The sequence below is a fragment of the Bradyrhizobium sp. Gha genome, assembly GCF_900113735.1.
In the GTDB taxonomy this organism is placed as follows: domain Bacteria; phylum Pseudomonadota; class Alphaproteobacteria; order Rhizobiales; family Xanthobacteraceae; genus Bradyrhizobium.
On the sequence record NZ_FOQM01000001.1, the window covers coordinates 570,380 to 588,827 of the forward strand.

The window sequence follows — 18,448 nt, forward strand, 5'->3', positions numbered from 1 at the left end:
CATGCACGTGCCGGTCCAGGCGATCGACCGCGAGATCTGGCGCGACCGTGTCGCGTCCGAAGGCACGCGGCTGATCCCCGAGGAGACGCCGCTGGCGCTGACCTATAATGGCGGCACCTACGCCGTCATGATGGGGACGCCGCAGAACCTGGAAGATTTCGCCGTCGGCTTCAGCCTGGACGAGGGCATCATCAGCTCGGTTGACGACATCAAGTCCCTCGATGTCGTCCGCCTCGATGACGGCATCGAGCTGCGCATGTGGCTCGAGCAGGACAACGCCGCACGCATCAGCGAACGCCGGCGGCACATTGCAGGTCCCACCGGCTGCGGCATCTGCGGCATCGACTCCATCGCCGAAGCCATACGGCCGGCCGCTGTCGTGCCGCAGGGGCAGACCCTCACGCCGGACCAGATCATGGCGGCGATGCAGGCGATCGCGCCCCTGCAATCGATCAACATGCAGACCCGCGCGGTGCACGCGGCGGCCTTCTGGTCGCCCGCGAACGGCATGGGCGCCTTGCGCGAGGACGTCGGCCGCCATAACGCGCTCGACAAGCTCGCCGGCGCGTTGGCGCGTAGCCGGACGGACGCAAGCGCCGGCGTCGTGCTGCTGACGAGCCGCATCTCGGTCGAGATGGTGCAGAAGACGGCCGCCATTGGCGCGCCTGTCATGGTCGCGGTCTCGGCCCCCACCGCGCTTGCCGTGCGCACCGCGGCTGCTGCCGGCATCACGCTGATTGCAATTGCCCGCAGCGACGGGTTTGAAGTGTTCACGCACCCGGGCCGCATCACGGCTCATCGTGCTCCGGAGATCATTGATGTCGTCGCCTGCTGACCGCCTCATCTACATGGCCAACCAGATCGGTACGTTTTTTCGCAGCCAGGGCCACGACAAGGCCGTGCCCGGGATCGCCGACCACATCAGGAAGTTCTGGGATCCCCGCATGAAGCGCGCGATCTTCGCGCATCTCGATGCCGGCGGCGCGGGCCTCGAGCCCAACGTGCTCGAAGCCCTGACCTCGCTCAAGCAGGCGACGTCCCTTCCGGAAGCGCACTGAACACGCGCCGTACCCCACCGGGCACCAAAAGGATGGGGCAAGCAGGGTCAAAGGCGCCGCCGTTCCTCAACTCTACGTCACCTATCCCGAAGCCTCGGGAGAGCCAACGGCCTTGCTTCGTGCCTTCGACAAGATCGAGGTCGCGCGCCCTTGAGCCTCGATGTCGAAGCGAAAAGCGCGCCGTGAGACGTCGCAGCAAACGGACGCTTGGATGGTTCGCTGCAGCGCGGCGATGCAATGCCGCCGCCTATGATGCGCCGCCGTCCACGATCCCTCGGAATACCCTTCTCACCTCGGCCTGCGTTTCCCGCACCCGCGCCTCCAGCGAGGAGAAATCCGGCGCATCGCCGGCACGTGCCATCACGCGCTGAAGGTCGGTGCCCGCCGTCTCCGGCTTGAAGCGCTCGCTGACGCAGAGCCGCAGGATCTGCGTCAGATCGTGATAGAGCCGCGCCGCCGCGCGCAGGATTTCCGCTTCCGAATGCGACAGCACGCCGAGCCTTGCGGCATTTTCCAGCACCTGCACCGTTCCGACGTCGAGAATGTCAGGCTTGTCATGGGCGTGCACGAGCTGGAGATATTGCGCAATGAAGTCGATATCGACCATGCCGCCGGAGGCGTATTTCAGGTCCCAATGGTCGGTCTCGCCCTTCTCCTGCGCGATGGCACGACGCATGTCGGCGACGTCGCTGGCGGTGATCACGGGGTCACGGCGGCGGGTCAGGACCTCCCGGATGGTCCGCTCGATCCGCGCTGCAAATTCGGGTGACGCCGAGACCACGCGCGCGCGCGTCAATGCCATGTGCTCCCAGGTCCAGGCCTCATTGGCCTGGTAGTCCGCGAAGGAGACGAGGCTCGACGCCACCGGACCTGCGCGCCCCGAGGGCCGCAGCCGCATGTCGATATCATAGAGCACGCCGTAATTGGTGCGGGTGGTGAAGGCACTGATCAGACGCTGGGTGAAGCGGGCAAAATAATGTGCGCCCTGGAGTGACTTCTCGCCGTCCGAGTCCGGATTGTCGCTGTCGAAATCGTAAAGCAGGATCAGATCGAGATCCGAGGACGCCGTCATCTCGCGGCTGCCGAGCCGGCCCATCGCGATGATGGCGGTCTGCTGGCCCTTGATCCGCCCGTGCTGGTCGGCGAAACGCTCAGCGACGAGGCCGTGCACGGTGTCGACGATGCCTTCCGCGACATCCGCAAACGCCGTGCTCGCCTGCTGCGCCGAGACGGTACCCGAGAGAATGCGCGTGCCGATCAGGAACAGGCTCTCCTGTCCGAACAGACGCAGGCGGTCCAGAAACTCCTCGTAGGAGCCCGCGTCCTGCACCGTGGTCGCCAACCGCGCCGACAATTGCTGCTTGTTCGGCATCGCGCCGAAGAAGCGCGGATCGATCAGGCCATCCATCAGCTGCGGCTGCCGCGCCAGCATCTCGCCCAACCGGGGCGCAGCGCCAAGCACGAGAGCCACGAGCGCGACGAGGTCGCGGTTCTGGCCGAGCAGCGTGATCAGCCGGCCGCCGCGCTGGAGCGCCCGGAGGAAATGGTCGAACGCCACGACGGCGCGGTCCGGCTCCTCGGCATGCGCGAGACCGTCAATCAGCGCCGGCACGAACTCGACAAAGGCGTTCCGCGTCTGCTCGTTGCGGAACACGCGATAGTCGCCGACGAGCCAGTCGCAGATGGTCTGCGCCACGGCAGCGGGCTTCTTGAAGCCGAGCGTTGCCAAATGCTGAAGCAGGCGCGGATCGTCCGGACCAGCCCGATAGTCGATGGGAGGCAGGCTCGCTGAGCCGGTCGGATCGTCGCCTTCGAACAGTTTTGCGTAATGGCCCTGGACGATCTCGAGCTGGTGCAGCAGATCGCGCGCGAACGTCTCGCGGCTGTCATAACCGAAGAACCAGGCGAAACGTTCGACCGCCTCCTTGTCATCGGGCAGCGCATGGGTTTGCTCGTCCGCGATCATCTGGAGGCGATGCTCGACCCGGCGCAGGAATTCGTAGGCGGCGGTCAACTCGTCACGTGCGCAATCCGTGATCCAGTTGCTGGACGCGAGAATGTCGAGCGCGGCGAGCGTCGGCCGCACCCGCAGCTCCGGATTACGGCCACCGGCGATGAGTTGCTGGGTCTGGGCGAAGAACTCGATCTCGCGGATACCGCCCCGGCCGACCTTGACGTTGTGGCCCTCGACGGCGATCTCGCTCTGGCCGCGATAGGTTTGCATCTGCCGCTTCATATCGTGCACATCGGCAAGCGCGGCAAAATCGAGATGCTTGCGCCAGACAAAGGGCGCGATTTCGGCCAGCAGCGCCTCGCCCGCTTTGGGGTCGCCGGCGCAGGCCCGCGCCTTGATCATCGCGGCGCGTTCCCAGGTGCGCCCTTCCCGCTCGTAATAGTTCAACGCCGCGTCGCGGGAGATCGCCACTTGTGTCGAGGAGGGATCGGGCCGCAGCCGCAGGTCCACGCGGAACACATAACCCTCGTAGGTGCGCTGCTGGAGGATGCGCGCCATGCCCTGCGTCAGCCGGACGAAGAACGGTTGCGGCTCGATGTCCGGCGCGAGCGTCGTGGCATCGGGGTCGAAGAACACGATCAGATCGACGTCGCTGGAATAATTCAGCTCGCCCGCGCCCATCTTGCCCATGGCAAGCACGATCAGGCCGCAGCCCTCTTCCGGCGCCTCCAGATTTGGCGGGTGGATTTTTCCACGTGCGGCTTCCTGTCGCAGCAAATATTGGAGCGCAGCCTGCACCGCGGAGACAGCGAGGTCGGTCAGCGCGGCCGTCACCCGCATCACCGGCCAGACGCCACCGATGTCGCACAGCGCGATCAGGAGCGCCGCCTCCGCCTTCATGCGACGGAGCAGACGCATCACCTCTTCTTCGTCAGGTGCGGCCAGCACAGCGGCCCTCGCTTCCGCGATCAAGGCAGCGAGATGCGTATCCGGCTCGCATTCGAGCAGCCGGATCAGGCGCAATGGATCAGCGCGGATCAGATCGAACAAATAAGGCGAGAATTCCGCGATTCCGTCGAGAACAGGCCGCGCAAAGCGATGGACCAGCAGCGCTCCGACGCGGGCCCGTTGTGCCGGCTCGAGCTCGGTCAGCCAGCTTTGAAAAGGTCGTTCGTCTGATGCGGAAGCGGCAATATGGGGAGCCTGTGCGAAGCGCGCCGCGAGGCTCTCACCATGCTTGTCCGCGTTTCCCGGCGCGGAGTGGTTCATGCCACCTTCTGTGGCACATCCGCTACCGGAGGAGCAACCCTGTCGCCGGCACCGGCGCGCGCCGGCAGCAGCAGCGTGGCGACGAGACCGGGCTGGGCGTCGCTCAGCCGCAATTCGCCACCATGCAATGTGGCGACGGCAGACGCGAGACTGAGGCCGAGGCCCGAGCCCGGCATGGTGCGGCTCGCCTCCAGCCGCACGAACCGTTCGACGACGTGCTTGCGGTCGGCTTCGGGGATGCCGGGGCCGTGGTCGGTGACGCTCAGCAGCACCTGATCGCCTTCGCGCCTGGCCTCGATCGTGATCTGACGCGCGTCCATGCTGATCACTGACCCCGCCGGCTGGGTGGCGGGCTTGCCGTACTTGATCGCATTCTCGACGAGATTGGCGAGGGCTTGGCTGATCAATTCGCGATTGCCGTGAATGGGCGCTGCTTCCGTCTTGACCTTCAAGGTCATGCCGTCGTCTTCGGCGAGCGGCTCGTAAAGCTCGTGGATTCCGCCGGCGACATCGGCCGCATCGAAATCATCCATGTTGCCGCGCGCCTGGCCGGACTCCGCGCGCGCGATCATCAGCAGCGCGTTGAAGGTGCGGATCAGCCCGTCGGATTCCTCGATGGTCCGTTCCAGCGCCGCGCGATAATCGGTCTCGCAACCCGATTTCGCCAGCGCCTCCTCGGCGCGGTTGCGCAAGCGCGTCAGCGGCGTCTTGAGGTCGTGGGCGATGTTGTCGGAGACCTCTTTCAACCCCGCCATCAGCGCCTCGATCCGCTCCAGCATGGCGTTGAGGTTCTCGGCGAGGCGGTCGAGCTCGTCGCCGCTGCGCCCGACCGGCAAGCGCTCGCTGAGATCTCCGGTCATGATGCGATGCGCCGTACCTGACATCGCGTCGATGCGCGTCAGCACCCGGCGCGCGACGAAGACGCCGCCGCCGAGACCAAGCACGACAACGATCAGGATCGACCATTGCGCCGCCTTGGCGACGATGCTGAACAAGCGTCGCCGCTCGGCGAGGTCGCGGCCGATCAGGAGACGGAAGCCGTTTTCCAATTCGGTGACGCGCACCAGCGCGCGATGGTCGCGGTCGTCCGCATCCTCGAGGCGCCGGTAGGCGGTCTCCGACCAGCCGGGCGTCGCCATCACGCCAGGGGCCAGCGAGCCGACATTGCCGGCGACCGCCTGTCCGGTCGGCGTGGTCACGAGGTAGAGATTGGCGCCCGGTCGCAGCGCCCGATATTCGATCGTGCGCACGAGGCCGAACAGGCCGCGGCGTCCGTAGATCTCGTTGATCTCCGCGGTCTCGGAATTGACCGTCTGGGTGATCTCTTCGGTGATCAGCCGCCGCGTGTTCCAGGCGAAATAGCCGAGCAGCGAGGCCGCAAACATCGCGAACAGCAGCAGATAGACCAGCGTCAGCCGGAATGCCGTGGTGCGGACGAGTTTACCGAATGCCGTCACGGATCATGTATCCGGCGCCGCGGATCGTGTGCAGCAGCGGCCGCTCGAATCCCTTGTCGATCTTGGAGCGCAGTCGCGAAATGTGCACGTCGATCACGTTGGTCTGCGGATCGAAATGATAGTCCCAGACGTTCTCCAGCAACATGGTGCGCGTAACAACCTGGCCGGCATGCTTCATCAGATATTCGAGCAAGCGGAATTCCCGCGGTTGCAGCGTCAGTTCGTCCTTGCCGCGGGCGACGCGGTGGGAGAGCCGGTCGAGCTCGAGGTCGCCGACACGGTAGAGCGTGTCTTCCGCCGGGCCGCCGCGGCGGCGGGACAGCACTTCGACGCGGGCGAGCAACTCGGCAAACGAATAGGGTTTCGGCAAATAGTCGTCGCCGCCGGCGCGCAGGCCCTTGATGCGATCGTCGACCTGGCCCAGCGCGGAGAGAATCAGAACTGGCGTCGGGTCGTCCTTGTCGCGCAGCGCACCGATCAGGGACAGCCCGTCGCGCTTGGGTAGCATGCGGTCGACCACCAGCACGTCGTAATCGCCGTTCTCGGCCATGGCGAGGCCCTCCTCGCCGTCGCCGGCGTGGTCGGCAATGTGCCCGACCTCGCGAAACGCCTTCACGAGATAGTCGGCGGATTCGCGGTCGTCTTCAATGATGAGGAGGCGCATCGTGCGTTCGGCGGCGGTCAAGGAGGTCAACCTTCTCTAAACATGGCGCGAGCGGCAATCGCATGCAAGCCAGGCGAACCAGACCTGGCCAGGCAAAAAGGGCGGGCGGTGAAGCTGGGGGGACCTCACCGCCCTAGGCCTTCCGACGGAGGGGGGCGTAATTCCACCGGAAGGTAGGCGTGGGGAGCAAGCACTGCGCTGCTCCCCGGAAGAGTGCCGGCGGCGGGGGCGACTGATGCCGGCGACACCCTTCATCTCGTAAGCCTCCTGAGGCTGTTGGTCCCTATCAACCCTTGGCGATGGGGACCGCGACGAAGCGCGACTGGCCGCCGCTCTTCACGCGCATCAGAACGCTGTTCTTGTTGTCTGAGCGGGCCGTGTTGATGGCCTCGCGCACGTCGCCGGCAGTGCTCACGCTCTTGCCGCCGACTTCGAGAATCACGTCCCCCTCCTTGAAGCCGCGTTCCGCCGCGGCGCTCTTCGGGTCGACTTCGGTGACCACGACGCCGTCCTTGCCGGCGCCGGCGACGGAGTTGGCGGGCGCAACCGTCATGCCGAGCTTCGGCACATCGGTGCCCTTGCTCGCGCCCTTGCCGCTGTCGTTATCGGTGTCGGCCTTGGCCTCGATCGTGTTCGGCAGCTGGCCGAGGGTGAGGTTCACGACCTTGTCCTGCCCCTTGTGCAGAACGTTGAGCTTCACAGACGCGCCGGGTGCCATGCCACCGATAGTGCGGGCGAGCTCGCGGGCATCCTTGACGGATTCGCCGTTGACCGACGTGATCACGTCGCCGGATTCGATGCCAGCTTTTGCAGCCGGGCCATCCTTCTGCGGCTCTGCCACCAGCGCACCTTCGGCCTTTTTCATGCCGAGGCTGTCGGCGATGTCGGATGTCACGGGCTGGATCTGCACGCCGATCCAGCCACGGCTGACCGAGCCCTTGTCCTTGAGCTGGGCGACCACGCTCTTCACGGTGTTGGCGGGAATCGAGAACGCAATGCCGACGCTGCCGCCGGAAGGCGAGTAGATCGCCGTATTGACGCCCATCACCTCGCCGTCGGTGTTGAACGCCGGGCCGCCGGAATTGCCCTTGTTCACGGGGGCGTCGATCTGGATGAAATCGTCATACGGGCCGTTGCCGATGTCGCGGCCGCTGGCCGAGACGATGCCGGCGGTCACGGTACCACCGAGGCCGAAGGGGTTGCCGACCGCGAGCACCCAATCGCCGATCCGCGGCTTGCCGTCGGCAAGTTTCGCGAATGGGAAGTTGGAGCCGCCCTCGACCTTGATCAGGGCAAGGTCGGTGCGCTGGTCGGTGCCGATCACCTTGGCACTGTAGGTCTTGCCATCGTCAGTGGTGACCTCAACCTTGTCGGCGCCGTCGACGACGTGGTTGTTGGTCACGGCAAATCCGTCGGCCGAGATGAAGAACCCGGAGCCCTGGCCCTGCACGACGCGGCCACGGCCGCCCTTCAGACCGGGGATGCCATCGGGACCGCCGAAGCGCCGGAAGAAGCGCTCCATCGGCGAGCCTGGCTGGAACGGCGAGGCGGAATCATCGCCGTCATCATTGCTCGCGGTCTTCTCCTTGATGTTGACCTTCACCGAGATCACCGACGGCTTCACCCGCTCGACGATGTCGGCAAAGCCGATCGGACGCTCGACCTTCTTGACCTCATTGTTGACCTGCGCATGCGCCGGGCTTGAGAACAAATCGGCGGGCGACGTCGACGGGCTGAAGCCATGAACGGCGACGCCGAGACCGGCGACGACCGAGGCCATCAGCGCAATTCTGCGCGCGGAAAACACCGAACGGCGGGGCTGCCGGTAAGACGGAAGGTTCGTGAGGTCGGGACGGTCGGTCATACGGAGGTCTCCAGGGCCTTGAAATCCATGCGGTGCCCTGACAGTGGCACCTTACGGACTTGAACATGGGGATCGCCGGCTTACCGTGGGCTGGCTGCGGGGTTAAACTTTTGTAATGAAGGCTGCCGGCGATGCGGCAGTTTGGCGCAGGTTAAAAAGGGCTGATTTACAGGAACTTATGAGGGTTCCGGCAACCGCCGCCGGAGCGCTCTTGTCGCCGGTCCACGGGCCCCGCCAACGAGCCGACGCCGTTATCGCGATGTGGCGTCATCGGACATCAAGGCGGCGAGCCGCGCCTCTTCGTCGGGCGTGAGTGGCGATGCTGCACCAGCAGCGCCGCTGCGCGCGCGGCGCCGGTTTTGCCACCACAGCGCAACGCCGCCGCCAGCCAGCAGCAAGGGCGCGAGCAGCCACAGCAGCATGGTCTGCCGCTCGAAGCGCGGCTTCAGCAGCACAAACTCGCCGTAGCGCGCGACCAGGAAGTCCACCACCTGAGAATTGCTGTCGCCCGCTGCGATCCGCTCGCGCACCAGCAGCCGCAGATCGCGCGCGAGCGGCGCATCGGAATCGTCGATCGACTGGTTCTGGCAGACCATGCAGCGCAGCTCGCGCGACAATTCGCGCGCGCGCGCCTCCTTCGCGGGATCCGACATGATCTCGTCGGGCTGCACGGCATGCACCGCTGGCGCAGCCAGCAGCACAAGCGCAACGATCGCGGCCATCATCCGGCGCATCGGGTCACTCCGCCGGTTGCAGGCGTTGCTTGGCGCGCGCCGGTTTCGGCGCGCCGACGCGCAAGCGCCGGTCGGACAGCGACAGGATGCCGCCGAATGCCATCAGCACGGGCCCCCACCAGATCAGCAGCACCATCGGCTTGTGATAGATGCGCACGGCGATCGCGCCATCAGCGGTGACGTCACCGAGCGAGATATAGAGCTGGCTCGCACCGCGGGTCAGCAGCGCAGCCTCGGTGGTCGAGGAGCCGCGCGTGGTAAAACTGCGCTTTGACGGCGTCATGACACTGAGAGCATCCCGACCCCGGCTGACGCTGAACTGGGCGACCATCTCGCGGTAGTTCGGCCCCTGCCGCTCGAGCAGCCCGTCGAGCTTCAGATCATAGCCAGCCACCTGCGCGACGTCGTTCGGCTTCATGGTCGCGATATATTCGCTGTTCCACGTGGTCTCGCAGACGACCCCGATCAATGCGATGCCGAGACCGGCATGCGCAAGTGCGCCCCCCCAGGTCGAACGCGGCAGGCCGCGGGCGCGGTGCAGCGCCGTGACGAACGGCAGGCGAAACAGGCCGGTTCGCTCGGCCAGGTCGGTTGCGGCGCCAGCGACGACGAAGACACCAAGCCCGATGGCCAATGGCGCGAGCGCACTGCCGCCGCGGGTCCAGGCCCAGACAATGGCAACCACGACGAGGCCAGCGACGCCTGCCGCGAGCAGGCGCTGGGTGACCCCGAGCAAATCGCCTCGCTTCCACGCCAGCATCGGCCCGAACGGGACGGCGATCAGCAGCAGAGCGAACAACGGCACGAAGGAGAGATTGTAGAACGGTGCGCCCACCGACATCTTGAAATCGAAGAGCACTTCCATCGCCAGCGGATACAGCGTGCCGAACAGCACGACTGCGCAGGCGACGGTGAGCAGAAGATTGTTCAGCACCAGCGCGCCCTCGCGCGAGATCGGCGCGAACAGGCCGCCCTGCTTCAAGGACGGCGCACGAGCCGCGAACAGCGACAGGCTGCCGCCAATGAAGAGGCAGAGGATCAGCAGGATGAAGACGCCGCGGGTCGGATCATTGGCGAAGGCGTGCACGGAGGTGATGACACCCGAGCGCACCAGGAAAGTGCCGAGCAGCGACAGCGAGAAGGTCAGGATGGAAAGAAGGATGGTCCAGACCTTCAGCGCGTCGCGCTTCTCCATCACCAGCGCCGAATGCAGCAGCGCAGTGCCGGCGAGCCAGGGCATCAGCGAGGCGTTCTCGACCGGATCCCAGAACCACCAGCCGCCCCAGCCGAGCTCGTAATAGGCCCAGTAGGATCCCATCGCGATGCCGAGCGTCAGGAAGATCCAGGCGACCAGCGTCCACGGCCGCACCCAGCGCGCCCAGGCCGCATCGATCCGCCCCTCGATCAGCGCCGCGATCGCAAAGGAAAACGAGATCGAGAAGCCGACATAGCCGAGATAGAGCATCGGCGGATGCACGGCCAGACCAATGTCCTGAAGCACCGGATTGAGGTCGCGCCCCTCAATCGGCGGGTTGACGATGCGCAGGAACGGGTTGGAGGTGATCAGGATGAACAGATAGAAGGCGCTCGCAATCCAGGCCTGCACGGCCAGCACGTGTGCGCGCAGCGACAGCGGCAGATTGTTGCCGAAGGCCGCAACGAGCCCGCCGAACAGCGCCAGGATCGACACCCACAGCAGCATCGAGCCTTCGTGGTTTCCCCACACGCCGGTGATCTTGTAGATCAGCGGCTTCATGGAGTGGGAGTTCTCGTAGACGTTGGCGACGGAGAAATCCGAGATCACGTGCAGTGTCACGAGTGCGATGAACGAGGCACCGACGAACAGCAGTTGCGCGAGCGCCGTCGAGCGCGCCACGTTCATCAGCGCGGGATCGCGCAAACGTGCGCCGATGACAGGCACGAAGGACTGGATCAATGCCAGCGCGAGCGCCAGCACCAGCGCATAATGTCCGGCTTCCGCGATCACCGCACGGCTCCCTGCGAATTGCCCTGCGCGGTCGTCGCCGCAGGCGTGATGCCATTAGACGCTTTGGCGCCGTAATCGTCCTTCCAATGGCCCTGCTTCTTCAGGGCGTCTGCCACGTCCTTGGGCATGTAGGTCTCATCGTGCTTGGCGAGCACGGTGTCGGCCTTGAATACGCCGTTGGCGTCGAGCGCGCCCTCGGCGACCACGCCCTGCCCTTCACGAAACAGATCGGGCAAAATGCCCTTGTAGGCGACCGGCAGCTTGGCGCCGCCGTCGGCAACTTCAAACGTCACGGCGAGATTGTCGCCACGCTGCAGCGAACCCGGCTGCACCAATCCGCCGAGGCGAAAACGCTTGCCGGGCTGGACGTGCTTCTCGGCCACCATGGTCGGGGTCGAGAAGAACACGATGGAATCGCGCAAGGCGTTGAGCACCAGCGCGGCCGCGAGCGCGAGCACGGCAAGCGAACCGCCGATGATGGTCATACGTCGCTGCTTGCGCGTCATGGCGTATCCGTTCTCCGCTCGTCTCGTGCTGCAACCGTCATCCGTCGAGCCCGAGAGTCTTGAGGCCTTCGTTGAGCTGGCGCAGCCGATCGGAATCCTTGGCGACCGCCTGGCGCGCATCGGCCGAGGCGCCCATCGCCTTGTCGCGATCGCCCATCACCAGATAGGCACGCACCAGACGCAGCCAGCCCTCGACGTCGTCGCCGTTCTGCTTGAGGCGCGTGGCGAGGCGTTCGACCATGCCGCGGATCATCGCGTTGCGATCGCCGTCATTCATGTCCTTGGATGCCGCGATGGTCTCGTCGGACAGTGCCGGCATCGTCACGCCGCCACCGCCGACCCGCGCGAGCGAGGTCTGTACCAGGGGGCGCCACGGCGCATTCGCCGGTGCTTTCGCCAGCAGCGCGCGCCAGATATCGGCCGCGTCATCCTTGCGGCCGTCCTGCTCGGCAGCAAGGCCCAGGAAGTAGTTCGCCTTGGGGTCGTCGGCATTGAGCGCATGCGCGCGCTCGAACTCGGACTTGGCTTCTGCCGTCACCACGCCGCTGGCTGCGGCCGCAATCGCCTCGCCCAGGTCGGAGCGGCGCTCCGCACTCTCGCCGTTATAGGTGATCGAATTGCGATAGGCGCGCACGGCCTCGTCGAAGCGGCCGAGCCGCTCCAGCACCGGCGCAAGCACGTTCCAGCCGCGGCCGTCGGTCGGGTTCTTCTCCAGGTGTTGCTGGACCTGTTCGACCAGGTTCTCGAGCGACTGCGCCATGTTGGAGCCGGCCCCGCGCTCGCGCTGCGCCAGCGGGAAGTCGCGAAGCGCGGGCGAGCCGAGCGGAACGTAGATCCCGACCGCCACCAAAGGCAGACCGAGCAGCGCCAGCACGGCAGCCGCGCGGCGCCATTTCAGGCTGGAGGCCGGCACGAGCGCCGCCTCGCTGCCCGCGGCGGCGAGCAGCCTGCGGCTGATCTCGACGCGCGCGGCCTCGGCTTCTGGTCGCGCGATCAGTCCTGCGGCGAGATCACGCTCGATCTCGGCCAGCTGGTCCTTGTAGACCGTGACCTCGCTGCCTTGATTGTCGGGACGTCCGCCACGGCCGAGCGGCCAGAGCACGGCGAATATCGCCGCGACCGTCATCAGCGCGAACACGAACCATAGCGTCATCTGGCAAGCTTCCGGGGGCGCGCGATCCGCGCCTACAGGTGGCTTTACACCACGGCCGGACAATGCGGCAATTGACAATTGTCAATTTGGCGCGAGCGCGCACAGTCCCGAAATGGTGATAATCCAACGACTTAGCTGATCTCGAAGTCGGCGCTTTGAGCGGCGTCCGCGCCGTGCCCGTTGATGGCCTTCAGGAAGTATGTTCCGGGCGCGATTGGGTCGGGCAGGCGAATGCGCAGCGCGCCCAGCGGAACCTGGGATGTGATCCGTGTGACGGTCTCGGTCAGCCGCCGACCGCTTGCCTTCTCGACCAGCACCAGCTTCGCGCCGACCATCAGACGCTGATATTTGGCAACAATGATACGGTTTTCGATTTCGATGGAGCTGATAATGGGTTTCATGCGCCCGTAGATAGCAATTCCAAAAACTTGCACCGGACCGTAGGGCTCTCAATCGGCACCGTCAACTACAAATTGTCGTTGTAAAAAGATGCACTTGGATCAGCTTGCGCGCGTCGATTTCCGCTCGCCCGTTGCCGCGTTCTCCGCGGCGCGGCTCATCAGCGAGGCGTAATCGTCGCCGAACAACACCTGGCAGAAGCGGATCGCGGCCTGCACCTGCTGCTGACGGTAGGTGCGGACCTTGTGGTCGGCGCCGCGCAGCGACTGCACCGCCTGCTCGGTCGACCGCTCCACATATTGCTGCAGGTCGGAATAGGTACGCAGCGTCACCTCGTTGATCGCAAGCTCGCTGGCGTAGTTGCGGCAGGTCGCGACGAAGTCGATCAGCGCGACGGTTTCCTCGACTTCTGTGGCATCGACCCGGGCGCCCGGCGGAATGTCCTTCTCCGGGCGCTGGCGCAGGATGCGGCGCACGCGCCCGGGAACACTGTCGATCTCCGATTGCAGGGCATTGGAGATGTCGGCGCGGATCGAGGTCAGCTGCTTGCCCCAGGTGGAATCGTTGCGCAGGTCTAGCTCCGTGCGCAGGCCGCGGACGCCGTCGTGCAGCGCTTTGAGATTGTCGGCGACGCTCTCGAAACGGCCGCGCTTGATGTCCATGCGCAGATTGGCGGCCACGCGGGACAGATCGTGCAGGGCGATCGTGACGGCGACGCCATAGGGCGTGGCCGCGACGCGGATCTCGTCATCGGACGCGGCGATCTTGATGGCGAGGCGGATGATCTGCCACGGCGCGGTCATGCGCTGAACCACAACCGACAGCGCAAAGGGCAGCATCTGCGGGGTCTGAAGCACGGGAATATTCAGCGCTGACGTCACCGAGGCGATCTGGGGATCGCCGAACGTACGCAGGAAGCGCGGCAGTTTTTCGTTCAGCGTGGCCATGGCCTCGCGAACGGCGAGCACCGCGCCGATCGAATAGAGGTCCTCGATCACGTTGGGCGGACCGACGCGGGCGAGCGCGCGCGACTTGTCGCCGCCGCCCGGCCCCGTCAGCTCGAAGATGGCGTCCGCAGCCACGGCCTGGAGCTTGAGCGTCAGCGCCTCGACCTGCCCCGAGCTGTCAGTTGCCGGCATGCGCGCCAGGGCTGCTTCGAACTCGTTGATCTTGTCCGGAGCGCCGTCGCGGCCAAGCCATTGCCAGATTGGATGCAACGACGACCGCCGGATCTGGCCGACGCGGATCGGAGCGCCGGCCTCGACCAGGAAGGGTTCCACAATCTGGAACAGCAGCCGTGACAGGTCGTCGGTGCGCGGCGGCGCTGCTTCGTCGGCCTCCGTCTTGCGCACGATCTTGCGAAGCTGCTCGAGCACCAGGGTCGCCACAGCCGTGTCCTGGCCGCGCTCGAGCGCGCGCTCGAACTCCCGCATCAGCAGCGCCTGCGCCTGCGGCGGGAGCTGCGCGAGATATTCCCTCAGCCGCTCGATCGATGTCTGGCTCATGCGCCCGGGTCATGCACGGTAAAATGGCGACGTAGGATGCGTCCTCCCCGATCATAGGCGGGCGCGCCTTAAGAAGCCGTTGAGGACGTCGCTCCGAAACCGCTCCGGTTTCGCCGGACAGCCCAAATAGTGGTTTGGGAACAGAGGATTATATTCCGGGCAGCACCAGCTCGGCCCGCAGGCCGCCGATCGGCGCGCTGCCGAGCGAAAGACTGCCGCCATAGAGCGCGGCGAGGTCGGTCACGATGGACAGCCCAAGTCCCGAGCCCGGCTTGGATTCATCAAGCCGCTGGCCGCGGCGGGAGACCTGGGCGCGCTCGGCCTCGGAGAGGCCGCGCCCGTCATCATCGACGATGAGCCGCAGCCTGGGGCCTGTGCCTGCATGGGCCGGGGGCTCCACCAGCGCCTCGACGACGACGCGCGAGGTCGCCCATTTGCAGGCATTGTCGACGAGGTTGCCGACCATCTCCTCCAAATCCTGCTTCTCGCCCCGGAATTTCGCGCCCGGATCGGCCTTGGCCTCCACGGTGATGCCGCGGCCGCGGTGGATCTTCTCCATGGTCCGCCGCAGCGCCTCGATGGCAGGCGCGACCTCCGTCACGGTGCCGACGATCGAGACCCTGGCTGCGATGCGAGCGCGCTCCAGATGGTGGGCGAGCTGGTTACGCATCACATCGGCCTGCTCCATCACCTTGGCCGAGAACGGATCGGCGGCGTGCGCGCCGGCCTCGTTGACGATCACCGACAGCGGCGTCTTGATCGCATGGGCGAGATTGCCGACATGGGTGCGGGCGCGCTCGACGATCTCCCTGTTGGCATCGATCAGCGCATTGGTCTCGCGCGCCAGCGGCGCGATCTCGACCGGGAATTCGCCTTCGAGCCGCTCGGCCCGTCCGGAGCGGATATCGGCGATGGATTCGGAGATGCGCTTGAGCGGCGCGAGGCCGAAGCGGACCTGGAACACGGTCGTCAGCAGCAGCACGATGCCGAGCGCGGTGAAGGTGCCGCCAAGATAGTAGTCGAAGCTGCGTGTCTCATCGAAGATCTCGGTGTCGTCGCCGGCGACGCTGACGAGGTATTTGCCGTCGGCGCCGAGATCGACGGGCCGCTCGACCATGCGCAGATTCTGCCCCTCGGGCCCGTCGACATAAGCCAGACGAATGCCGGCTGCGGTGAGCTCGGCGCCCTGGTCTTCCAGCTTCGGCAGCTTCTTGTCCCAGAGAGAGCGTGAGGAGCGCACCTCCGGCTTCTCGGTGTCGGTGCGTGTGATCTGCCAGTACCAGCCGGACAACGGCAGCTCGAACAGGGGCTCGCCCAGCGACTGGAACTGGCGATCCGGCGGTTCATCGGGGGTTGCGACCTCCGCGATGAGGGTGCGCAGATAGAGGTTGAGCCGGCGATCGAAGGCGCGCTCGGTCGCATTCTTGTAGACCGACGACAGCACCACGCCCGTTATGGCCAGAATGACCACGAGCCAGGCGGTCGCCGACAGGAACAGGCGGTTCGCAAGCGAGCTGGCGGGCATCGGAATGATCCCGGAGGCGCGAGATGGCGGCATGGCGTCGGCGGTCATATCAGGACCAAGGCCCGTGTCGGGCCGCCCGTCAAGCCCACACCGCTCAAGCACCCGGCGTCGGCGGCGGGGTCAGGAGATAGCCGAGGCCGCGGACGGTCTGGATGATGTCGACATCGAGCTTCTTGCGGATGCGGCCGACGAAGACCTCAATCGTATTGGAGTCGCGATCGAAGTCCTGGTCGTAGAGATGCTCAACCAGTTCGGTGCGCGACACGACCCGCCCGGAATGGTGCATGAGGTAGGCCAGAAGCCGATATTCGTGCGAGGTCATCTTGACCGGATTCCCCGACACACTGACGCGGCCGGTGCGGGTGTCGAGGGTGACGGGGCCGCAGCTGAGTTCGCTCTGGGCATGGCCGGTGGAGCGGCGCAGCAGCGCGCGGATGCGCGCCAGCACCTCCTCCAGATGGAACGGTTTCGGCACGTAATCGTCGGCGCCGGCGTCGAAGCCCTGCACCTTGTCGCTCCAGCGGTCCCGCGCGGTGAGGATCAAAACCGGCATGGTGCGACCGTTGCGGCGCCAGGCCTCCAGCACCGAGATGCCGTCCTTCTTGGGCAGGCCGATGTCGAGCACCACGGCGTCGTACGGTTCGTTGTCGCCGAGATAGTGCCCCTCCTCTCCGTCGAAGGCACGGTCGACGACATAGCCGGCGTCCGTCAGCGCCTTTGTGAGCTGGCGATTGAGATCGGGGTCGTCCTCAACAACAAGCAGGCGCACGCTTCTCTCCAGAAATAGACTGCACGATCGATTGCCGGAGATGAACAATTCCGGCGTGAACTGGATATGAACGCGGGGAACCACCGGCGTTACTTTTTGGTCATATACGACGTGTTGGGAACAAACGCGACTACGCCCGCCAGGCCCACCGGATGAACCGGAGGCATGACGGGCGCGATCTGCCGCTGATGGCGGCTGGTCGGAAGGTCCGCCCTTCCCGCTGTTTGAGCCGTCAGGTCCTGAAGAATACGAACCAGATGACGGCAAGGATCAGGATCGCAAGCCCGGTCGAGATGGCGAGCAGCGCGGCCACGGACGGCCCGGGTTCGCCCTGGCGTGCCTCGGTCGCGGTTTCGACGATCCGGTTCTGCTCTCGCGTGGTTGCCATGACGCCCTCAATCTCTCGGTGCCGCCCCCGGTGACCGCGAGCCCCTCGCGGCCAGTGTCGGAAGCCAACGCCCGATCCGATTTGATGTTCCGGTTTTTGGACTGAATCGACCAGAACCGCAGGGGGCAGCGACTGGTTAACGCAGTTGCAAGATTCCGATCCAACCTGTGTATGATTCGGTGTTCCCCGATGGTATTCTCATAGGTCTGTCCCCGTTGCGTTTGGAGTAGCCCATGGCCCCCCGCGCCAATTGGAAGGGTTTTCTGCGTCTCTCGCTCGTGACCTGCCCGGTCGCGCTGTATCCGGCCACATCGGATACCGAGAAGGTCTCGTTCAACCAGATCAATCGCAAGACCGGCCACCGGATCAAATATCTGAAGGTCGACGCCGAGACCGGCGACGAGGTGACCTCCGAGGACATCGTCAAGGGCTACAAGGTCGATACCGACACCTACATCGAGGTCACCAAGGACGAGCTCGACGAGATCGCGCTCGACTCCACCCACACGATCGACATCGACGAGTTCGTGCCGAAGACCGACATCGACAACCGCTATCTGATCCGTCCCTACTACCTCGTTCCCGACGGCAAGGTCGGCCACGACGCCTATGCGGTGATCCGCGAGACCATCCGCAGCATGGACAAGGTTGCGATCGGCCGTGTGGTACTGACCAATCGCGAGCACATCATCGCGCTCGAGCCGCTCGAGAGCGGGCTGATGGGCACGCTGCTGCGCTATCCCTACGAGGTGCGCAGCGAGACCGAATATTTCGACGAGATCCAGGACGTGAAGCTGACGAAGGACATGCTCGACCTCGCCAAGCACATCGTCGAGAAGAAGTCCGGGGCGTTCGAGCCGGAGTTGTTCGAGGATCATTACGAGACCGCTCTGATCGATCTCATCAACAAGAAGCGCAGCGGTGTGCCGATCGCGGCCAAGTCCACGCCGAAGGGCGGCGGTAACGTCATCAACCTGATGGACGCGCTGAAGAAGAGCCTCGCCAGCGAAAAGGAAGCGGTGCCCGCCGCGAAGGTCGCCAACGAGACAGTCAAGGGCAAGAAGCCGAAGAAGCGCGTGGCCGGGCAGCGCGAGATGCTGCTGCCGATCTCGGGCAAAGGCGGCAAGGACGCGGCTGGCAGGGAAGCGGCGCCCAAGAAGGCCGACAAGCCGGTGCGTGCGACAACGCGAGCGAAGAAGGCCGGCTGACGAAATCG

16 protein-coding genes are annotated in these 18,448 nt (G+C 65.5%); 3 read left to right on the forward strand and 13 right to left on the reverse strand.

Annotated elements, in window-relative coordinates; all coding sequences use genetic code 11:
- The first annotated feature begins 1 nt into the window (after window position 1).
- Together fdhD and BM222_RS02740 are read left to right on the forward strand one after the other, a co-directional pair.
- On the forward strand, window positions 2–835 hold the full coding sequence (gene fdhD / locus BM222_RS02735) for a formate dehydrogenase accessory sulfurtransferase FdhD (protein WP_092226723.1): 834 nt from the start codon (window positions 2–4) through the stop codon (window positions 833–835).
- Entirely contained in the window at window positions 819–1,058 is a 240-nt protein-coding gene (locus BM222_RS02740) for a formate dehydrogenase subunit delta (RefSeq protein ID WP_092226724.1), read from the forward strand. Before fdhD ends, BM222_RS02740 begins: the two co-directional genes overlap by 17 nt.
- Before the next feature lie 247 nt (window positions 1,059–1,305).
- Here BM222_RS02740 and BM222_RS02745 read toward each other — a convergent pair whose 3' ends face one another.
- The 13 genes from BM222_RS02745 to BM222_RS40840 all read right to left on the reverse strand — a co-directional run bounded on the left by BM222_RS02745 (window position 1,306) and on the right by BM222_RS40840 (window position 17,232).
- Complete coding sequence (locus tag BM222_RS02745) at window positions 1,306–4,281, reverse strand: bifunctional [glutamine synthetase] adenylyltransferase/[glutamine synthetase]-adenylyl-L-tyrosine phosphorylase (RefSeq protein WP_092226725.1); 2,976 nt, start codon at window positions 4,279–4,281, stop codon at window positions 1,306–1,308.
- Window positions 4,278–5,738, reverse strand: coding sequence for a sensor histidine kinase (locus tag BM222_RS02750; RefSeq protein ID WP_092226726.1), 1,461 nt, complete (start codon window positions 5,736–5,738; stop codon window positions 4,278–4,280). The genes BM222_RS02745 and BM222_RS02750 overlap by 4 nt, the downstream gene beginning before the upstream one ends.
- Window positions 5,722–6,402 carry a response regulator transcription factor gene (locus tag BM222_RS02755; RefSeq protein ID WP_092226828.1) on the reverse strand — a complete coding sequence of 227 codons (681 nt, stop codon included), beginning with the start codon at window positions 6,400–6,402 and terminating at the stop codon, window positions 5,722–5,724. The genes BM222_RS02750 and BM222_RS02755 overlap by 17 nt, the downstream gene beginning before the upstream one ends.
- Before the next feature lie 286 nt (window positions 6,403–6,688).
- Window positions 6,689–8,266 (reverse strand): Do family serine endopeptidase, encoded by a 1,578-nt coding sequence (locus BM222_RS02760; RefSeq protein ID WP_092226727.1) that lies wholly within the window; start codon window positions 8,264–8,266, stop codon window positions 6,689–6,691.
- 251 nt (window positions 8,267–8,517) lie between these two features.
- Window positions 8,518–9,000 (reverse strand): cytochrome c-type biogenesis protein, encoded by a 483-nt coding sequence (locus tag BM222_RS02765; protein WP_092226728.1) that lies wholly within the window; start codon window positions 8,998–9,000, stop codon window positions 8,518–8,520.
- A gap of 4 nt (window positions 9,001–9,004) precedes the next feature.
- A complete protein-coding gene (locus tag BM222_RS02770) occupies window positions 9,005–10,987 on the reverse strand; it encodes a heme lyase CcmF/NrfE family subunit (protein ID WP_092226729.1) in 1,983 nt (660 codons plus the stop codon).
- Entirely contained in the window at window positions 10,984–11,493 is a 510-nt protein-coding gene (ccmE, locus tag BM222_RS02775) for a cytochrome c maturation protein CcmE (RefSeq protein WP_092226730.1), read from the reverse strand. Before ccmE ends, BM222_RS02770 begins: the two co-directional genes overlap by 4 nt.
- Window positions 11,494–11,530: 37 nt before the next feature.
- On the reverse strand, window positions 11,531–12,646 hold the full coding sequence (gene ccmI, locus BM222_RS02780) for a c-type cytochrome biogenesis protein CcmI (RefSeq protein ID WP_092226731.1): 1,116 nt from the start codon (window positions 12,644–12,646) through the stop codon (window positions 11,531–11,533).
- Between the two features lie 131 nt (window positions 12,647–12,777).
- Window positions 12,778–13,080 carry a hypothetical protein gene (locus BM222_RS02785; protein WP_502690859.1) on the reverse strand — a complete coding sequence of 101 codons (303 nt, stop codon included), beginning with the start codon at window positions 13,078–13,080 and terminating at the stop codon, window positions 12,778–12,780.
- Window positions 13,081–13,146: 66 nt separating this feature from the next.
- The gene (locus BM222_RS02790; protein ID WP_092226733.1) at window positions 13,147–14,550 is read right to left on the reverse strand and encodes a hypothetical protein; all 1,404 of its coding nucleotides are present in this window, start codon (window positions 14,548–14,550) and stop codon (window positions 13,147–13,149) included.
- A gap of 148 nt (window positions 14,551–14,698) precedes the next feature.
- On the reverse strand, window positions 14,699–16,075 hold the full coding sequence (locus BM222_RS02795; RefSeq protein WP_092226829.1) for an ATP-binding protein: 1,377 nt from the start codon (window positions 16,073–16,075) through the stop codon (window positions 14,699–14,701).
- Between the two features lie 94 nt (window positions 16,076–16,169).
- The gene (locus tag BM222_RS02800; protein WP_092226734.1) at window positions 16,170–16,844 is read right to left on the reverse strand and encodes a response regulator transcription factor; all 675 of its coding nucleotides are present in this window, start codon (window positions 16,842–16,844) and stop codon (window positions 16,170–16,172) included.
- Window positions 16,845–17,076: 232 nt separating this feature from the next.
- Window positions 17,077–17,232, reverse strand: coding sequence for a hypothetical protein (locus tag BM222_RS40840; RefSeq protein WP_177242965.1), 156 nt, complete (start codon window positions 17,230–17,232; stop codon window positions 17,077–17,079).
- A 233-nt stretch (window positions 17,233–17,465) separates the two neighbouring features.
- Between BM222_RS40840 and ku the strand changes: the two genes are divergently transcribed.
- A complete protein-coding gene (gene ku / locus BM222_RS02805) occupies window positions 17,466–18,440 on the forward strand; it encodes a non-homologous end joining protein Ku (protein ID WP_092226735.1) in 975 nt (324 codons plus the stop codon).
- The last annotated feature ends 8 nt before the right edge of the window (window positions 18,441–18,448 follow it).

Excerpts from the sequence above, each read along its gene's own strand:
- fdhD (WP_092226723.1), top strand. The coding sequence starts at position 2 with ATGCACGTGCCGGTCCAGGCGATCGACCGCGAGATCTGGCGCGACCGT.
- BM222_RS02740 (WP_092226724.1), top strand. The coding sequence starts at position 819 with ATGTCGTCGCCTGCTGACCGCCTCATCTACATGGCCAACCAGATCGGT.
- BM222_RS02745 (WP_092226725.1), bottom strand. The coding sequence starts at position 4,281 with ATGAACCACTCCGCGCCGGGAAACGCGGACAAGCATGGTGAGAGCCTC.
- BM222_RS02755 (WP_092226828.1), bottom strand. The coding sequence starts at position 6,402 with ATGCGCCTCCTCATCATTGAAGACGACCGCGAATCCGCCGACTATCTC.
- BM222_RS02760 (WP_092226727.1), bottom strand. The coding sequence starts at position 8,266 with ATGACCGACCGTCCCGACCTCACGAACCTTCCGTCTTACCGGCAGCCC.
- BM222_RS02765 (WP_092226728.1), bottom strand. The coding sequence starts at position 9,000 with ATGCGCCGGATGATGGCCGCGATCGTTGCGCTTGTGCTGCTGGCTGCG.
- ccmE (WP_092226730.1), bottom strand. The coding sequence starts at position 11,493 with ATGACGCGCAAGCAGCGACGTATGACCATCATCGGCGGTTCGCTTGCC.
- ccmI (WP_092226731.1), bottom strand. The coding sequence starts at position 12,646 with ATGACGCTATGGTTCGTGTTCGCGCTGATGACGGTCGCGGCGATATTC.
- BM222_RS02790 (WP_092226733.1), bottom strand. The coding sequence starts at position 14,550 with ATGAGCCAGACATCGATCGAGCGGCTGAGGGAATATCTCGCGCAGCTC.
- BM222_RS02795 (WP_092226829.1), bottom strand. The coding sequence starts at position 16,075 with ATGCCCGCCAGCTCGCTTGCGAACCGCCTGTTCCTGTCGGCGACCGCC.
- BM222_RS40840 (WP_177242965.1), bottom strand. The coding sequence starts at position 17,232 with ATGGCAACCACGCGAGAGCAGAACCGGATCGTCGAAACCGCGACCGAG.
- ku (WP_092226735.1), top strand. The coding sequence starts at position 17,466 with ATGGCCCCCCGCGCCAATTGGAAGGGTTTTCTGCGTCTCTCGCTCGTG.